Below are 15,626 nucleotides of genomic sequence, written 5' to 3'. Positions count from 1 at the left end.
CTTAGTTTATTAGCGCAGGTTGACCAGGGTGGACATCACCTGGTCTTGGGTTTTGATGGTCTGGGCATTGGCTTGGTAGGCGCGCTGGGCAGTCATCATGTTGACCAGCTCTTTGGTCAGGTCGACATTGGAGTCTTCCAGTGCACCCGCGCGCAGCCCGCCCAGGTTGCCGGTGCCCGGCACGCCTTTGGCCGACGGGTCACCGCTGGACGGGGTGGACAGCCAGACGTTGCCGCCAATCGGGGCCAGGCCCTGCACATTGGTGAAGGTGGCCAGCTGGATCTGCCCGGCCGCCAGCGATTTACCGTTGGAATAGGTGCCCTGGATGATGCCGGACTCATCAATGCTGATGGCGGTCAGGGTGCCCGGTGCCTGGCCGTCTTGGGTGGCTTTGGAAATCGAGAACTTGGAGCCGTACTGGGTGGCATCCACCACGTTGAGGTTGACGCTGAAGGTGCTGGACGGGTTGGTCGGCGAGGGCAAAGTCAGGCTGCCGATGGTGGCCGCGGGCGTGCTGCCGGTGCCGGTGAAGGTCAGGCCTGTTTTGGTCAGGGATGGGGTGGCACCGTCCACGCTGGAGTACACATCCCAGGTGTTGACCGCCGTTTTGGTGAAGTAGATGCTGACGGGTACGCCGACGCCTTGCGCATCGTAGGCCGTGACCGAGGTGCCGTAGGTGGCCAGCACCGGGACCAGTGCCGATGGGGCGGTGCCAGTGGCTACGGCGGCCTGGGCATCCAGGTTGAAGCTCAGGTCCAGCTTGGTGGTTTGCACCGCAGGGATTTCGCCGCCCGTAGGCAGGGTCAGCGGGCCGACCGCACCGCCGGTGGGGATAGAGCCATCGGCAGCCGCGGTGATGCCCATCAGGTGGGCACCGGTGTTGGTGATGATTTCGCCGTCCTTGTTCAGCTTGAAGGCACCGTCGCGGCTGTACGCGGTGGTGCCATTGGGCTGTTGGACCTGGAAGAAGCCGTTGCCGTTGATGGCCACGTCCAGCGAGTTGCCGGTGATGCTGATGTTGCCCTGGGTGAACTGCTGCGACACGGTCTGCACCTCGACACCGATACCCGCGCTGATGCCGCCCGAGCTGCCCAGCGACGAGGCGTACAGCTCGGCAAACTCGGCGCGCGAGGCCTTCATGCCGGTGGTGTTGGCGTTGGCGATGTTGTGGCCGATGACGTCCAGGTTTTGGCTAGAGGCGTTCAGACCGGAGAGACCTTGTTGAAAGCTCATGGATGGCTCCTAAAAATTCGGTGGCAAATACGGCGGTGGGCGGCGGGGACTACAGAATGGCCTTGACGGCGCTGTAAGCCACCGAGTCGCCGTTTTGCAGTTGCAGATTGAGGACGTTGTTTTCGTTGCTGACCGACACCACCTTGTTGCGCTCCAGCGCGGTGGTGGTCACGGCGGTGCCGTTGTTGGTGGCGGTGACTTTGAAGGTCAGGTCGCCCGAGTTGGTGTACTTGGATGCATCCCAGGTAAAAGCCTGGCGGCCGGTGCTCAGTGCGCCCATGTCTACCGTGCCCAGCAGGGTGCCACCGGCGGTGCGCACTTCGACTTTCACCGCATCGGCGGTGCCGCTCAGGTCAAATGAGCCCTTGCCCACGCCGTCGGTGATGCTGAGGGTGGAGCCCTCGGTCAACACTTCGTGGCCGATGGTGGAGCTGCCTTGCAGGGACTGTAGGGCGGCAATTTGCGTGGCCATGCTTTTCATGGTGTCGTTCAGCGTCTGAATGCCCGACACGGTGTTGATCTGCGCGAGCTGGCTGGTCATCTGCGCGTTGTCCATCGGGTTCATCGGGTCCTGGTTGTTCAGCTGGGCCACCAGCAGCTTGAGGAAGCGGTCTTGCGAGGCTTCCGCTGTCGTGCTGTTGGTACCGGTGGTCGATGACACCAGCGAGCTGCTGGAGGCGTTGAGGGCGTTGATGTCCATGGCGTGCTTTCAGGGAATTTATTGGCCCATTTGCAGCGTTTTCAGCAGCAAGGATTTGGCGGTGTTCATCACTTCTACGTTGTTTTGGTAGGAGCGGGAGGCGGAAATCATGTTCACCATTTCGTCCACCGCGTTGACGTTGGAATGGGTGACGTAGCCATCGGCATCGGCCGACGGGCTGCTGGGGTCGAGCACTTTGCGGCCCGGTTGCTGGCTTTCGGTGATTTCTTTCACCCGCACCCCGGCGGCGCTCTCGGCCCCCAGCAGCGTGGTTTGGAAAACTACTTGGCGGGCTTTGTAGGCATTGCCATCGGGCCCGGCGACGGCATCCACGTTGGCCAAGTTGCTGGCCACCACGTTCAGGCGCTGCGACTGGGCACTGATGGCGCTGCCGGAGACCCCAAAAATTGAAAACATGGACATGGTGTGCTTTCTTATTGGCCGGTGATGGCGCTGAGCATGGTTTTGGCTGTGCCGTTGATGAAGCGCAGGGTGGCTTCGTAGCGCACCGCGTTGTCCACAAAGTTGGCCCGCTCGCGGTCTAGATCCACCGTGTTGTTGTCCATGTTGGGCTGGCTTTGCACGCTGTAGCCGCGCTTTTGGGCATCGCCTAGGCTGCTGCCGTCCAGATCGGGCAAATTCATGTGCCGGTTGTCGGTTTTGTTGCCGGCAATCAGGCCCTGACTGGCGGTGGCGGCGCTCATGGCTTCCTTGAAGTTGAAGTCGCGCGCCACATAGCCGGGGGTATCCACGTTGGCAATATTGCTGGCGATGGTGCGCTGGCGTTCGGCGCGCAGCACCAGAGCCCTGCTTTGAAAGTCCACCGAACCGACCATTTTGTCCAACATGCGACACCCCGCTTGGTAATCAATGGCGAAACCTCCGGTGCCATCCCGGATCTCGCTTTGGCAAATTATGGAAAAACTTGAGTCTTTTGAGCCCCGGAAGAAGCGGGTGATTGCGGCGCAGTTCGCGGCTTTGCGCGGCAGGCTCTGGCTTTAGTCTCTGGTGTCCTGAAGCATTGCCCTTGGTACGTTTCAGATTCGGAGGTTTTATGCAGATACTTTTACGAAATACTTGGTCTGGGCTCGTCTGCGCGGCTACCGTGCTGTGCGCGGTGCCAGCGCGTGCCCAGGCTGAGGCCGACATGCAGGCCAGCAGCCAACGCTGGCTGGAGTCTGCCGTGGTGCAGGCTCCACCCGTGCAGGGCCAGGCGCTGCGCATGGAGGTGTCGGTGGGGGCGCTAGACCCGCGCTTGCAATTGGCTCCCTGTAGCAAGGTGGAGCCGTACATGCCGGCGGGTACCCGTTTGTGGGGCAAAAGCCGGTTGGGCCTGCGCTGTTTAGCCGGTACCACCCGCTGGAATGTGTTCATGCCGGTGACCGTCAAGGCCATGGGGCGGGCCTGGGTGGCCAAAACCAATGTGATGACCGGTGCCGTGCTGACGGCCGACGATGCCATGGAGGCCGAAGTCGATTGGGCCGAAGACGCGTCGCCTGTGGTGGCCAACGCCGAGCAGTGGATCGGCCAGGTAGCGGCCCGCTCCTGGGTGGCCGGGCAAACCGTGCGCCAGGCGATGGTCAAACCGGCCCAGGTCTTCCAGGCAGGTACCCAGATCCGGGTGCTGGCCCAGGGCGTAGGTTTCCAGGTGCTGTCCGATGGGCAGGCCATCACCTCCGGGGTGGTGGGCCAGCCCGCCAAAGTGCGGCTGGACAGTGGCCGGGTGATGTCTGGCGTGGTCCTGGATGCCCGAACCATTGTGGTCGAGATGTAACAACTGGTTTTTCTAATCCCATCTAGCCTAATTAGATTTAAGAAAATGAGAAATCGGCCGAAACCATTGCTACGATGCCTTAACGTCAAGGCTGCTGGAGAGCGTGATGAAAATTGGACAAGGAATAGATGTACCGGCCGCACTGAATGCGGCCCTCCTGAAGAAAGCCGATCAGGACAAGGAAGCCGCGCCTGCAAGCATGGCCGAGAAGGGCGCGCGCGCCATTCCTACGGCGGGTGCGCAGGTGTCTGTATCCACGCTGGCCCGCACGCTGGAGCAAAACGACCGGGCCGTGGGCTCCGACTTCGACAGCAAGAAAGTTGCCGACATCAAGGCGGCCATCAAGAACGGCACGTTCAAGATCAACCCCGAAGCGATTGCCGACAAAATGCTCGACAACGCACAAGAGATGCTCAGCGTCACCCGCTAACCAACGTTTTTTCGATCCTTCCGTCCATCCCCGTACAGGACAAGCAAGCATGACGGCCCGCCCAACCCCCCACGGCCTGGAATCCAGCTTGCTGCGCGTAGAGCAATTGCTTGAAGAAGTTTCTGCCGCCCTGATTGCGGGGGAACCCCTTGTTTTGGAGGCCGCAAGCACCGCGCTGCGCCAGGCCATGGCCGATATGGCGGTGTGGGGACGCACCCCGGCCGGCCTGCAGTCGCTGGACGCAAGCATGCGCCGTAGGCTAGAAAAAGTGTCTCTCACCCTGTCCCAACAACGCGCCAACCTGGCCCGCCGCGCCGTAGTGGTTGACCGTGCCCTGGCCACCGTGCTGCCCCAAGTCCAACCCGCCACCACCTATTCCGGCGGCAAAGCCGCCACCTACCGTGGCGGCGCAGCCCGCATCTACGCCGCAGCTGCAAATTAATTTGCTATCTAATCAGTAGCTTGCTGCGCAGGCAGAGTATGTGCTAGAGGCCTAAAAGACATAAATTTTGGTTGGAGGCACCCCTTCCAGAGATTCCGAGGAACCGGCTTTGCCGGGCCACTGGAGTCGCCTCCTGCAAGGGGGTTGGCGAAAGATTCGAAGCACTACAGCCTGGGGGTGTTCCCAGCTAGTGGCTCCGCATTTTTGCGCGTAACCGGGCAATCGACTGGCTGTGCAACTGGCAGACGCGGGACTCGGTAATCTCCAGCACGGCCGCGATTTCTTTCAGATTCATGTCGTTTTCGTAGTACATGCTCATGATGTACTGCTCGCGGTCGGGCAGGGTCTTGATGGCCTCCACCAGCGATGCGCGCAGCCGGTGGTCGCGCAGCAGGTTGACCGGGTCGGCGGTCTCGTCGGCCACATGCCGGTCCAGAAAGCCTGCACCATCGTCGGCGCCGCCGTTCATGTCTTCCAGGTACACCAGTTGCGTGCCGCGCACCTTGCCCAGCAGCTCCTGGTAGTCGGGCAGGGTCATCTCCAGTTCGATGGCGATTTCGGACTCCAGTGGGCTACGGCCCAGCTTTTGCTCCAGCCTCTGCACCGCGCGTTCGATCTCTTTCTGGCTCTTGCGCGAGCCGCGCGACATCCAGTCGCCTTCGCGCAGCTCGTCGATCATGGCCCCGCGGATGCGCTGGGTGGCAAAGGTCTCAAACTGCACGCCCTGGGCCACTTCGTAGCGGGTCAACGCCTCGGACAGGCCAATCATGCCGACCTGGATCAGGTCGTCCAATTCGATATTTGGCGGCAGCTTGGCAATCATGTGGTGCGCCAGCCGACGCACCAGCGGCACATACTGGCGCAGCATGTGCTCGCGGTCCATATGGCCTTTGGCGGTGTACATCAGTGGCCCCCGACCCCATGGACCATGGGAATGGCGCTGGCCATCAGGCGCAGGGCGATTTGGTGCGCATCGTCCCAGCGCGCGTGCTGCTGTGGGAACGAGCGCACGGTCATGAAATCGGTCTGGCAGTCCAGGTGCAGGTGGGCGCAGTTTTGCAGCGCCCGCCCGGTGGATTTGGCCAGCAGCTCGGCGTTCTTGAAGGGGGCGGTGACGACCGAGGCAATCAGCGGCACCAGCCGGGCTTGCAGCAGCAGTTTCTTGAAATTTTGGTAGGCCCCAATGATGGAGGCGCGGCGCGGCGTGACGGCCAGCAGGGGGCGCACCTGGCTGCCTGGCATCAGGGTGGCCAGCAATTGGGCATCGGCGTACACCACGACCAGGTCGCAGCTGCGGAACAGGTGGCTGAGGGCTTGAAGCGGTGGGGGTGACATGGGGGAATCTTGGCGGGTCTGCAGCGCCAGGCGGCTCAGCCCCAAACGGGCGGGCACGATGTGCCAGGGGGGCGCGTCGGGTGCTGCATCTTCTAGCCAGTGTGCGTGGTCCAACAGATTCTGTAAACCTGGATTGTCTTCCGTTTCTGCTGACGTTGCGTCCAGCACGGTGATACGCAGGCTAAAACTTTGCAGTGCCGCGCAGATCTGCCAGAGCAGCGGCAACTCGGTGGCGGTGTCGCCCCGGGTCACCATGGCGATCACGCTCCAGGCGGCTTGCGGCGCGATGCGGCGCAGGCTTTCCCCCTGGTGGACGTGGTGGCCGGTACCGGTGTCAAGCATGCGCCCGTTCCTGGCGACTGGAATCCATCGGTGCCGGGGTAAAGAAGAAGTTCAGATCGGCGGCCTTGGGGTCGAATGCCGACTTGGTGGTGGAGCGCATCGAGGCACGCACCAGCTTCTTGGCATCGGCGGGTTCCCAGTCTTCGGGCACGCGCTGGCCGTTGCACACGCCGCGCAGCACCAGCTGGTGGCGGATGATGGCATCCAGCGCCGGGCCGAGCTTGGCGGCTTCGTCGATTTTGGACAGGATGGCCTGTTGCACGCCCCGCGTCTTGAACGAGGTCAGCACTTCGTCCATGGTGTCGCCGTGGCTGCCAGCGTTGAGCACCAGCAGGCGGTTCACGCCGGGCAGGTCCAGTACGTCCATCATGTCGCGCTTGCGCGGGTCTTTCGGGGCGATGCCGGTGGTATCGATCAGCACCATGCGCTTGTTGCCCAGCAGGCCCAGCAGGTCTTGCAAAGCGGCGCGGTCATGGGCCAGGTGGGCCACCACGCCCAGCATGCGGCCAAAGGCGCGCAGTTGCTCGTGGGCGGCTACGCGGTAGGTGTCCAGCGTGATCAGGCCGACGCTGTTGGGGCCGTGCACCCGGGCGCAGTGCGCGGCCAGCTTGGCGGCGGTGGTGGTTTTGCCCACGCCGGTGGCTCCCACCAGCGCGAACACGCCGCCTTGCTCGAAGATGGGCTTGCTACCGGCATCGGTGCGCAGGTTTTGCTCCAGCACGCCCATCAGCCAGCGGATGGCTTCGGCGGGCGAGGCCTCTTCGGGCATGCGTTCCATCACGGCACGGGCCAGGTCGGGTGAATACCCGGCGCGGATCAGCTTGAGCATCAGGTTGGATTGGATCGGGTCCTGCTTGGTCTTGCCCAGCCAGGCCATGGTGTTGAAGCGCTCTTCAATCATGTCCTTCATGGCCTGCAGCTCGTCCACGATGCCCTTGGAGTTGATGGTGGCGGCTGCCGGGGCGGGCTTGGCGCGGGCGACGGATGGTGCGAACGGCACGGCGTGCACTGCGGGTTTGGCGCGCTGGGGGGGCGGAGCCATGGGCGCAGGTGCGGCCTGCACCGAGGCCGGTACCGATGTTTTATGCGGAAAAATCTCGTCGCGCAGGTCGGGGCTGCTTTCGTGGCGGCGGCGCAGCATGCGTTCGCGTACGTAGTCCTGGAACGACAGCGTGCTCATGGCCAGTTGTTCGGTGTCTTCTTCCACCGGGATTTGCGCCATAGCGATAGTGGCCGCCGATGCGGGTGCCGGTGCCACGCTGGGCCGGTCGAGCGACGACAGCGAGTCTTCTGCGGTAGCCACCACTTCCACGCCATTGGGCGTGGGGCGGTTGGACAAAATCAGCGTCCCCTCACCAAAGACCGCACGGGCCTTGGCCAAAGCTTCGCGGGACGTGGCGGCGTGAAAGCGTTGGATGTTCATGTCAGTGCACCTTTGAGGATGGGGCCAATGCGGATAGTGTGGGTTTCAGGTATTTCGCTGTGCGCCAGTACCTGCAGCCGGGGGGCTACGCGGCGCACCAGCCGGGAAATGGCGTTGCGGATCTGGTCGGGCACCAGCAGGCAGGCGGGCACGCCCAGCTCTTCTTGCTGCAGGGCCACGTCGGCCACATTGCGGGTCAGCAGGTCGGCCACGCCGGGGTCCAGCGCCGGGCCCGCCGCATTGCCCAGGGCTTGCACCAGCATGCGCTCCAGGCTGGGCTCGATAGCAATCACGTTGAGTTCGCGGGTGGGGCCGTAAATTTGCTGCACGATGGCCGGGGCCAGTGCAATGCGCACGCGCCGGGCCAGGTCGGCGGGGTCGGTGGTGGTCACGGCGTGTTCGGCCAGGCATTCGACGATGGTGCGGATGTCGCGGATGTGCACAGACTCTTCCAGCAAGAGCTGCAAGACTTTCTGGAACGTGGCGATAGACACCATTTTGGGAACCACTTCTTCGATTAGTTTGGGGGCCAGTTTGCTGACATGCTCCACCAGTTGCTGTGTCTCGGTGCGGCTCAATAAACGGGCCGCCTGCACTTGCATCAAGTGTGACAAATGTGTGGCCATCACGGTTTCCGAATCAACCACGGTAAAACCTGCCATTTGTGCCGCTTCCTTCTGCCGCTCGTCGATCCAGTGGGCGGGCAGGCCAAAAGCCGGGTCGGTGGTGGCCGTGCCAATCAGCGGGGTGGTGATGCCGCCGGGATTGATGGCCAGGTACATGCCGGGGAAAGCCTCGCCTTCGCCCACTACCACGCCACGCAGGGTGATGCGGTAGCCGCTGGGCTTGAGGTCCAGGTTGTCGCGCACGTGTACCGGTGGGGGCAAAAAGCCCACTTCCTGGGCAAATTTGCGGCGTACACCTTTGATACGGGTCAGCAGGTCGCCAGGGCGGGTTTTGTCCACCAGGGTGATGAGGCGGTAGCCCAGTTCCAGCCCCAGCAGGTCGACTGGTTGCAGGTCGTCCCAGGTGGCTTCGCCGTCGGTGGGTGGCGGGCCGACGATCAGGGCCGAGTCTTGCGGCACGGGCCGGTGGGCAATGGCCCAGGCCATGTAGCCCAGCACGGCGGCCATCGACAAGAACACCAAGTGCGGCATATTGGGGATGATGCCCATGACGCCCATGATGCCCGCCGTAATACCCAGCACCTTGGGAGAGTCGAACAGCTGGCCAATGATTTGCTTGCCGATGTCGTCGTCCTTGCCCACCCGCGACACCACCATGGCAGCGGCGATGGAGATCAGCAGGCCGGGGATTTGTGCCACCAGCGCATCGCCCACCGCCAGCAAAATGTAGGTGTCTGCGGCTTTGGATGCGGTCAGGTCGTGCTGCAGCACGCCGATGGTGAAGCCGCCCACGATATTGATCAGCAAGATCAAAATGCCCGCAATCGCATCGCCGCGCACAAACTTGGAGGCACCGTCCATGGATCCAAAAAAGTCCGCCTCTTCGCCCACTTCGGCGCGGCGGCGTTTGGCTTCTTTTTCGTTGATCAAACCGGCATTCAGGTCGGCATCCACCGCCATTTGCTTGCCAGGCATGGCATCCAGGGTGAAGCGGGCCGACACCTCGGCAATCCGCTCGGAACCCTTGGTCACCACTACGAAGTTGATGACCACCAGAATCGCGAAAACGATCAACCCGACCGCGAAGTTGCCGCCGATCAGAAAATGGCCAAAGGCCTCGATCACCGCACCCGCAGCACCTGCGCCGGTGTGGCCCTCTAGCAGCACTACGCGGGTAGAGGCCACGTTGAGCGACAGGCGCATCAGCGTGGTAAGCAGCAAAACCGATGGAAACGCGGCAAAGTCCAAAGGCCGCACCATGTAGGCCGCCACCATCATCACCATCAGCGCCACGGCGATATTGATGGTAAAAAACGTGTCCAGCAGCCACGCGGGTATGGGCAAGACCATCATGGCCAGGATGATTACCACCATCACCGGGGCCGATACGCCTTGCAGCAGCTTGCGGTTGGTGTTGAACCACTGCTGTACTGATTTGAGCTGGGGGTTCATGGGGTCGCCTCAGCCAGAATGGTGTTGCTCAGTGGGTCCAGCTCGGGCGGAACATCGGGCTGCGGGAAGCTGTCGGGCATCTGGCCCTCGCCGCGCATGGCGGCTTTCACGCGGTACACATAGGCCAGCACCTGGGCCACCGCGGTGTACAGGGCGGAAGGGATTTCGCCATTGATCTCGGCGTGCGCGTACAGGGCACGGGCCAGCATGGGCGACTGGAACACGGGGATTTCATGGCTCTTGGCCACGTCGCGGATTTTCATAGCTACCAGGTCGGCACCTTTGGCGATGACCTGCGGGGCGCGCATGGTTTTTTCGTCGTATTTAAGCGCCACGGCAAAGTGGGTTGGGTTCATCAGCACAAAGTCGGCCTTGGGAACGGCGCTGACGCTGGTGCGCTGGGCAATCTCGCGGGCACGGGCGCGCATCTTGCCCTTCATCTGCGGGTTACCGTCGGACTCTTTGTGCTCCTGTTTCACCTCCTGGTGCGACATTTTCAGGCGCGACTTCATCAGAAAGGTTTGAAGCGGCACGTCGATGGCCGCCACGGCAAACACCACCAGCAGCAGCAGGCTCATGCCCGAGGTGATCCAGTTCGCCACGTGCTGGATGGAGGCTGCGGACGGCTGCAGCACCAGTTGCGCGACCGAACCCAGGCTGTTGGATAAATACGTCCAGGCGACCGAGATCAACACGGTGGTGATAACCAGCAATTTGAGGATATCGGTGGCCTGTTCTTTGGATAACAAGCGGCCAAAACCCGAGATGGGGTTGATGCGGCTGAAGTCCGGCATGATGGGTTTCAGGCTGGCGACCCAGCCGCCCGATGCCACGGCACTGCCAATTGCTGCGGCCAGCACAATCGCCGCGAACACGGTACTGGCTACCATGCCGACCAGCACCACGTCCTGTAGCCGGTCCAACATGCTGCCGTTTTGCGCCAGGGTGGCCGCATCGAAGGACAGCTGTTGGCCCAAAACCAGCTTGAAGTGTTCTAAAAAAGAGGGTGCCAGCACCAGCACCGCTGCAGAACCCGTGCCCAATACCGCCAAATGGGACAAGTCCTTGGAGCGTGAGGCCTGCCCATCCTTGCGTGCTTGGTCTAGCTTGCGTTGGGTGGCGGGGAGGTCTTTGTCTTGGCTGGATGATTCCATGGCAATGGGGTTTTTGGTGACCCCATTGTCGGCACCGGGCCGCTGGGCTAAAGCCTGATAAACAGGCTTTAGCGTGGCTTATTAAAAGCCTAGGCTGGCGAGTAAATCGTCAACTTGGGATTGGTCCGTCACGATGTCGGTGCGCGACGTGGGATCGACCACCGGCCCAGCCAGGCCTTCCGGTGCTTTGGGTTGCGCGGGCGGGGCGCTTGGCGCGGTCTGGATCAACAGTTCTATCAGTTGCTTTTCGATGGTCGAGGTCAGGTTGACCACCCGCGCAATCACCTGGCCCGTGAGGTCGTGGAAATCCTGCGCCATCATGATTTCGGTCAGGTGCATGTCGATTTCTTTGCTGGCACGCTCGACATCGGCCACAAAGTTGTACACCGCACCCGTGGCTACGGCCGCCACCGGGTCTTTGACGATGAATGCGGCCAGTTTGCTGGTTTCAGCGGCGATGAAATCGTGCTGGATCTTGGCCAGATCAACCCGGCTGAGCACCTTTTCAGCCGCCTCGCCGGTCAGGCGGGCGATGTAGGTCAGGCGGCTTTGCGCATCGGGTAGCTCTTCCGCGCTGTCTTTGAGTTTGTCGGTGTAGCCCAACTCGTTCAACGAGTCGTGCAGTTGACGGGTCAGCATGCCCAGCTTTTGGTGCACCGCTGGCTGGAGGTCTCCATCGGCTGGAAGGGCTGCGGCGGTCATGCTGGGATCAGCCCGTTCTTCTTGAGGATGTGCGTCAGCTTTTCTTCGAGCGTGGCTTTGGTAAATGGCTTGACGATGTACCCAGCCGCTCCGCCCTGGGCGGCGGCTACGATGTCTTCCTTGCGGGCTTCGGCGGTCACCATCAGCACCGGCAGGTGCTTCAGCTTTTCATCGCCCTTGACTTCGGCCAGTAACTGGAACCCGTTCATGTTGGGCATATTGATATCGCTCACCACGAAATCAAAATGCAGGCCGCTACGGAGCTTTTGCAGCGCTGCGAGGCCGTCTTCGGCTTCATCCGCGTCGGGGTAACCAATCTCTTTGAGCAGATTACGAATGATACGGCGCATGGTGGAGAAGTCGTCCACGATTAGAAAACGCAGGTCATTTGCCACGGGTGACCCTTTCGATGAAGGTTGCTGGAATAAGGCGCATTTTGGAGGTTCTCGGCGGTCTCAGGGTTTGGGTACGCCCCGTGCGGGCGATTGGGCGGCGGACTGCCCGGTATCAGCCGCTGTTTCATTTGTTACAGAAGGCTCTATTGTGGCATTGCCCATCAGCCGTGCCTCGGCTTCACGCGTCATGATCGTAATGCTGATGCGCCGATTTACCGGGGCCAGTGGGTTTTTGGTGTCGATCAGGCTGCTGGCAGCCAGACCCACGACACGGGCCATTTTTTCATCGGGCATGCCTGCGGCGACCAGTTCGCGGCGCGAGGCATTGGCCCGGTCGGCTGACAGTTCCCAGTTGCTATAGCCCCGTTCGCCATTGCCGTAGGGTGTTCTATCGGTGTGCCCGGCCAGACTGATTCGGTTTTCGACACCGTTGAGGGCGCTGCCAATTTCTCGCAGTATGTCGCGCATATAGGGTTTGACCAGTGCACTGCCACTGTCGAACATCGGGCGGTTTTGTTCGTCCACGATCTGGATTTGCAGGCCATCGGGCGTGGTTTCCATGCGGATTTGTGAGCGATATTCGGCCAACTTGGGGTTGTTGGTAATCAATGCATCGATTTTGTCGCGTAGATTTTTGATGCGAGAGGCATCTTGTTTGGCGATTTCGGCCTTGGCTGCGGCTTCGTCCATTTTCTTTTTGACCGGGTCATCGCCGGTGCCGCGCGTGCCCTGGCCCGCGGTCTTGGTCAGGTCCGAGCCGCCGCCCGACAAGATGCTGTTGCTGGCCCCGGCCCCGCTGCCGCCTTGCATGGCCACCTTGAGCGGGGTGTTGAAGAAGTCGGACAGGCCTTTTTTGTCGCCCTCCGAGGTCGAACCCAGCAGCCACATCAGCAGAAAGAAAGCCATCATGGCCGTCACAAAGTCGGCGTAGGCGATCTTCCAGGCACCGCCATGCACGGCGTGGCCGCCTTTTTTGATCTTCTTGACGATGATCGGTTGGAGCTTCTTGCCTTCCGTCGCCATATCAGTCAGCTAGAAAATTACTTTTTGCCACGTACATGGCCTTCCAGCTCGGCAAAACTGGGCCGGTCGCCCGAGAACAGCACTTTGCGGCCAAATTCGATGGCAGTCGCCGGGTTGTAGCCTTGCATGCTGGCCAGTAACGTGGTTTTCATGCACTGCAGTTCCTTGGCACTGTCTTCGGTTTTTTGCTCCAGCAGGCCGCCCAGGGGCTCCACTACGCCGTAGGCCAACAAAATTCCCAAAAAGGTTCCCACCAGCGCCGAGGCGATCATGCCGCCCAGCACCGACGGTGGTTGGCCCACCGAGCCCATGGTGTTCACCACCCCCAGCACCGCCGCCACAATCCCGAAGGCAGGCAGGGCACCCGCGAGGCGGGCGATGGCGGCAATCGGGGCGTGGGCTTCGGCGTGGTGGGTGTCGATCTCGCTGTCCATCAGCGATTCGATCTCGTGGGCGTTCAAATTGCCCGACACCATCATGCGCAGGTAGTCGGTCATGAACTCCACTACATGGTGGTCGCTGCCCACGGTGGGGTATTTCTTGAAGATTTCGGAGTTTTCGGGTGATTCCACGTCGCCTTCAATCGCCATCAGCCCTTCTTTGCGGGCTTTTTGCAAAATGTCGTACATCAAAGACAGCAGCTCCATGTAGCGCGTCTTGGTGTACTTGGAGCCCTTGAGCGCCTGCGGCAGCAGGGCCATGGTGGCTTTGAGCACTTTGGGCTGGTTGTTCACCGCAAATGCGCCCAGCGCACCGCCAAAGATGGTGATCAGCTCAAACGGCAGGGCGTGCAGGATCACCGAAATGTTGCCACCGTGAAAGATGTAAACACCGAAGATGCAACCCATGGAAACGGCATAGCCGATGAGAACAATCATGTCTGGATGGTGGCAGTCGTTGTGGCGGGAAGAACGTAAATTACGGTTTTACCCTGTATGTAAATGTATCGGATTTGCAAGCGCTTGCAGCAGAAGATGAGCCCCAAAACAACGCCAAATCGGGCTTTGCGGCTGCTGGGCGGTGGTTATCCTTGTTAACCAGATACGCCCAGCGCCCAGCGCCGCACCACCATGATCGACGTGACCCCCGACACCACCCGCCCGCCATCTGCCGATGCCACTACGGTGGATGGCCTGCTGGTGCAGGCCATTGCGGCCCACCGGGCGCTGGATTTTGGGGAGGCCGAAGCAGCTTACCGTGCCGTATTGCAGGATGAGCCTGAACAAGCCGATGCGCACCACAACCTGGGCGTGCTGCTGGCGGTGCAACTGCTGCGGCCTCTGGAGGCGTTGCCCCACTTTGAAGCGGCGCTGAATGCCGACGCAGAACGCAGCCAGTTTTGGTTTAGCTACATCGATGGATTGGTGCGGTGCCAGCATTTCGAGTTGGCCCGGCAGGTGCTGCCCCTGGCCCAGGGGCTGTCGATGGCGATGGTGAATGCGCTGACCGAGCGCATGCCCCGCCTGGCGGACGAACCCGCGCCCATCGCCATTACCGCGCCTGTGCCAGAGCCCTCCCAGGCGGAAAAGCAGGCTCTGGTGGACTTCTTTCAGCAAAAAAATTACGAACATGGCGAGGCGCATGCCCGGGCCATGGTGCAGCGCTACCCCAGCAGCGGCTTCGCCTGGAAGGCACTGGGTACCATGCTGCAGCCGCAGGGCAAAAAAGAAGAGGCGCTGGAGGCCAAGAAGCACGCCGTGCAATTGCTGCCAGACGACATTGAGGGTCTGTGTAACCTGGGGCGAGCGCATTTCGAGCTGGGCCAAATTGCGGAGTCCATCGCTGTTTTCCGTGCCACGCTGGTGGTCAAGCCCGACTACGCCGAGGCCCAGAACAACCTTGGGCTGTCGTTAAATGCCCATGGCCAGATCCAGGAGGCCCATGAGTGCTTTCAGCGTGCGATTGCCTTGAAGCCCGATTTTGCAGAAGCCTATAACAACCTGAGCGGCATATTCAATGCCCGTGGGCAACTGGACGAGGCCATTGATGCCTTGCAGCATGCGATTGCGGTCGAGCCTGGCCACCGCGTGGCCTTTGGCAACCTGCTGTTTGTCACCAACTACCACCCTGACAAGACGGCAGAAGAGATTTTTGAAATTTACCGCGAATACGACCGCCGCTTCGGCCAGCCACACCGGGCCGGCTGGGCTCAGCACACCCATGCTGCGCGTGCCGGTCGCCGCCTGAAGATTGGCTATGTATCGCCCGATTTCAGGCTGCATGCCTGCAGCTACTTTATGGAGCCGCTGCTGTCACACCACGATGTCAGCGTGGTGGACGTGTACGCCTATGCAGAGTTCACCCAGGAAGACAGCACCACCCAGCGCTACAAACGCTATGTAGAGCACTGGGTGCCGACTCGGGGCATGAGCGATGCAGCCCTGGCCCAGCGCATCCGGGCCGACGGTATCGACATTTTGGTGGAGCTGGCAGGCCACACCGCAGGCAACCGCCTGGGAGTGTTTGCACTCAAACCGGCCCCAGTGTCGATGAGCTGGATGGGCTATGGCTACACCACCGGCCTGCAGGCCATCGACTACTACCTGACCGACGCTGCCAGCGTTCCTGCGGGCAGCGAGCACCTGTTTTCAGAAC

The 15,626-nt window shown here is 61.5% G+C and carries 17 protein-coding genes; 4 read left to right on the top strand and 13 right to left on the bottom strand.

Annotation, left to right across the window (positions count from 1 at the left end):
* Positions 1 to 9 precede the first annotated feature (9 nt).
* The 4 genes from flgE to flgB are packed head-to-tail and all read right to left on the bottom strand — an operon-like array spanning position 10 to position 2,781.
* Positions 10 to 1,233: a flagellar hook protein FlgE gene (gene flgE / locus Q0T48_RS11045; protein WP_295956244.1), complete on the bottom strand. Its 1,224-nt coding sequence runs from the start codon at positions 1,231 to 1,233 to the stop codon at positions 10 to 12.
* A 49-nt stretch (positions 1,234 to 1,282) separates the two neighbouring features.
* Positions 1,283 to 1,933 (bottom strand): flagellar hook capping FlgD N-terminal domain-containing protein, encoded by a 651-nt coding sequence (locus tag Q0T48_RS11040; protein WP_295956242.1) that lies wholly within the window; start codon positions 1,931 to 1,933, stop codon positions 1,283 to 1,285.
* An 18-nt stretch (positions 1,934 to 1,951) separates the two neighbouring features.
* Positions 1,952 to 2,356: a flagellar basal body rod protein FlgC gene (flgC, locus tag Q0T48_RS11035; protein ID WP_295956241.1), complete on the bottom strand. Its 405-nt coding sequence runs from the start codon at positions 2,354 to 2,356 to the stop codon at positions 1,952 to 1,954.
* An 11-nt stretch (positions 2,357 to 2,367) separates the two neighbouring features.
* Positions 2,368 to 2,781 carry a flagellar basal body rod protein FlgB gene (gene flgB / locus Q0T48_RS11030; protein ID WP_295956239.1) on the bottom strand — a complete coding sequence of 138 codons (414 nt, stop codon included), beginning with the start codon at positions 2,779 to 2,781 and terminating at the stop codon, positions 2,368 to 2,370.
* 269 nt (positions 2,782 to 3,050) lie between these two features.
* On the opposite strand from flgB, the gene flgA reads away from it, so the two are divergent.
* The 3 genes from flgA (at position 3,051) to Q0T48_RS11015 (ending at position 4,579) form a co-directional block, all read left to right on the top strand.
* Positions 3,051 to 3,707 (top strand): flagellar basal body P-ring formation chaperone FlgA, encoded by a 657-nt coding sequence (gene flgA / locus Q0T48_RS11025; RefSeq protein ID WP_295956237.1) that lies wholly within the window; start codon positions 3,051 to 3,053, stop codon positions 3,705 to 3,707.
* 106 nt (positions 3,708 to 3,813) lie between these two features.
* Complete coding sequence (flgM, locus tag Q0T48_RS11020) at positions 3,814 to 4,137, top strand: flagellar biosynthesis anti-sigma factor FlgM (RefSeq protein ID WP_295956235.1); 324 nt, start codon at positions 3,814 to 3,816, stop codon at positions 4,135 to 4,137.
* Between the two features lie 49 nt (positions 4,138 to 4,186).
* Entirely contained in the window at positions 4,187 to 4,579 is a 393-nt protein-coding gene (locus Q0T48_RS11015) for a hypothetical protein (protein WP_295956233.1), read from the top strand.
* Between the two features lie 187 nt (positions 4,580 to 4,766).
* Here the strand turns inward: Q0T48_RS11015 and Q0T48_RS11010 are convergent, their stop codons facing one another.
* From Q0T48_RS11010 to motA, 9 genes are all read right to left on the bottom strand, one after another.
* Positions 4,767 to 5,483 carry an RNA polymerase sigma factor FliA gene (locus Q0T48_RS11010; protein WP_295956232.1) on the bottom strand — a complete coding sequence of 239 codons (717 nt, stop codon included), beginning with the start codon at positions 5,481 to 5,483 and terminating at the stop codon, positions 4,767 to 4,769.
* Positions 5,483 to 6,256, bottom strand: coding sequence for a hypothetical protein (locus tag Q0T48_RS11005; RefSeq protein ID WP_295956230.1), 774 nt, complete (start codon positions 6,254 to 6,256; stop codon positions 5,483 to 5,485). Before Q0T48_RS11005 ends, Q0T48_RS11010 begins: the two co-directional genes overlap by 1 nt.
* Entirely contained in the window at positions 6,249 to 7,679 is a 1,431-nt protein-coding gene (gene flhF / locus Q0T48_RS11000; protein ID WP_295956228.1) for a flagellar biosynthesis protein FlhF, read from the bottom strand. The genes Q0T48_RS11005 and flhF overlap by 8 nt, the downstream gene beginning before the upstream one ends.
* Positions 7,676 to 9,757 (bottom strand): flagellar biosynthesis protein FlhA, encoded by a 2,082-nt coding sequence (flhA, locus tag Q0T48_RS10995; protein WP_295956226.1) that lies wholly within the window; start codon positions 9,755 to 9,757, stop codon positions 7,676 to 7,678. The genes flhF and flhA overlap by 4 nt, the downstream gene beginning before the upstream one ends.
* Positions 9,754 to 10,911 (bottom strand): EscU/YscU/HrcU family type III secretion system export apparatus switch protein, encoded by a 1,158-nt coding sequence (locus Q0T48_RS10990; protein WP_295956224.1) that lies wholly within the window; start codon positions 10,909 to 10,911, stop codon positions 9,754 to 9,756. Before Q0T48_RS10990 ends, flhA begins: the two co-directional genes overlap by 4 nt.
* An 81-nt stretch (positions 10,912 to 10,992) precedes the next feature.
* On the bottom strand, positions 10,993 to 11,613 hold the full coding sequence (locus tag Q0T48_RS10985) for a protein phosphatase CheZ (RefSeq protein ID WP_295956222.1): 621 nt from the start codon (positions 11,611 to 11,613) through the stop codon (positions 10,993 to 10,995).
* Positions 11,610 to 12,008 carry a response regulator gene (locus tag Q0T48_RS10980; RefSeq protein ID WP_295956220.1) on the bottom strand — a complete coding sequence of 133 codons (399 nt, stop codon included), beginning with the start codon at positions 12,006 to 12,008 and terminating at the stop codon, positions 11,610 to 11,612. Before Q0T48_RS10980 ends, Q0T48_RS10985 begins: the two co-directional genes overlap by 4 nt.
* A 60-nt stretch (positions 12,009 to 12,068) precedes the next feature.
* Entirely contained in the window at positions 12,069 to 13,031 is a 963-nt protein-coding gene (gene motB, locus Q0T48_RS10975) for a flagellar motor protein MotB (protein WP_295956217.1), read from the bottom strand.
* 17 nt (positions 13,032 to 13,048) lie between these two features.
* Positions 13,049 to 13,909 carry a flagellar motor stator protein MotA gene (motA, locus tag Q0T48_RS10970; RefSeq protein ID WP_295956214.1) on the bottom strand — a complete coding sequence of 287 codons (861 nt, stop codon included), beginning with the start codon at positions 13,907 to 13,909 and terminating at the stop codon, positions 13,049 to 13,051.
* A 192-nt stretch (positions 13,910 to 14,101) separates the two neighbouring features.
* Between motA and Q0T48_RS10965 the strand changes: the two genes are divergently transcribed.
* Positions 14,102 to 15,626, top strand: a 1,525-nt coding sequence (locus Q0T48_RS10965; RefSeq protein WP_295956212.1) for a tetratricopeptide repeat protein, incomplete at its 3' end; no start/stop codon positions are given.

It is taken from the genome of Rhodoferax sp., from assembly GCF_025354435.1.
In the GTDB taxonomy this organism is placed as follows: Bacteria; Pseudomonadota; Gammaproteobacteria; order Burkholderiales; family Burkholderiaceae_C; genus Rhodoferax_B.
The sequence above is the reverse complement of the archived record's forward strand: the minus strand, read 5'-3'. Positions and strand labels throughout refer to the sequence as shown.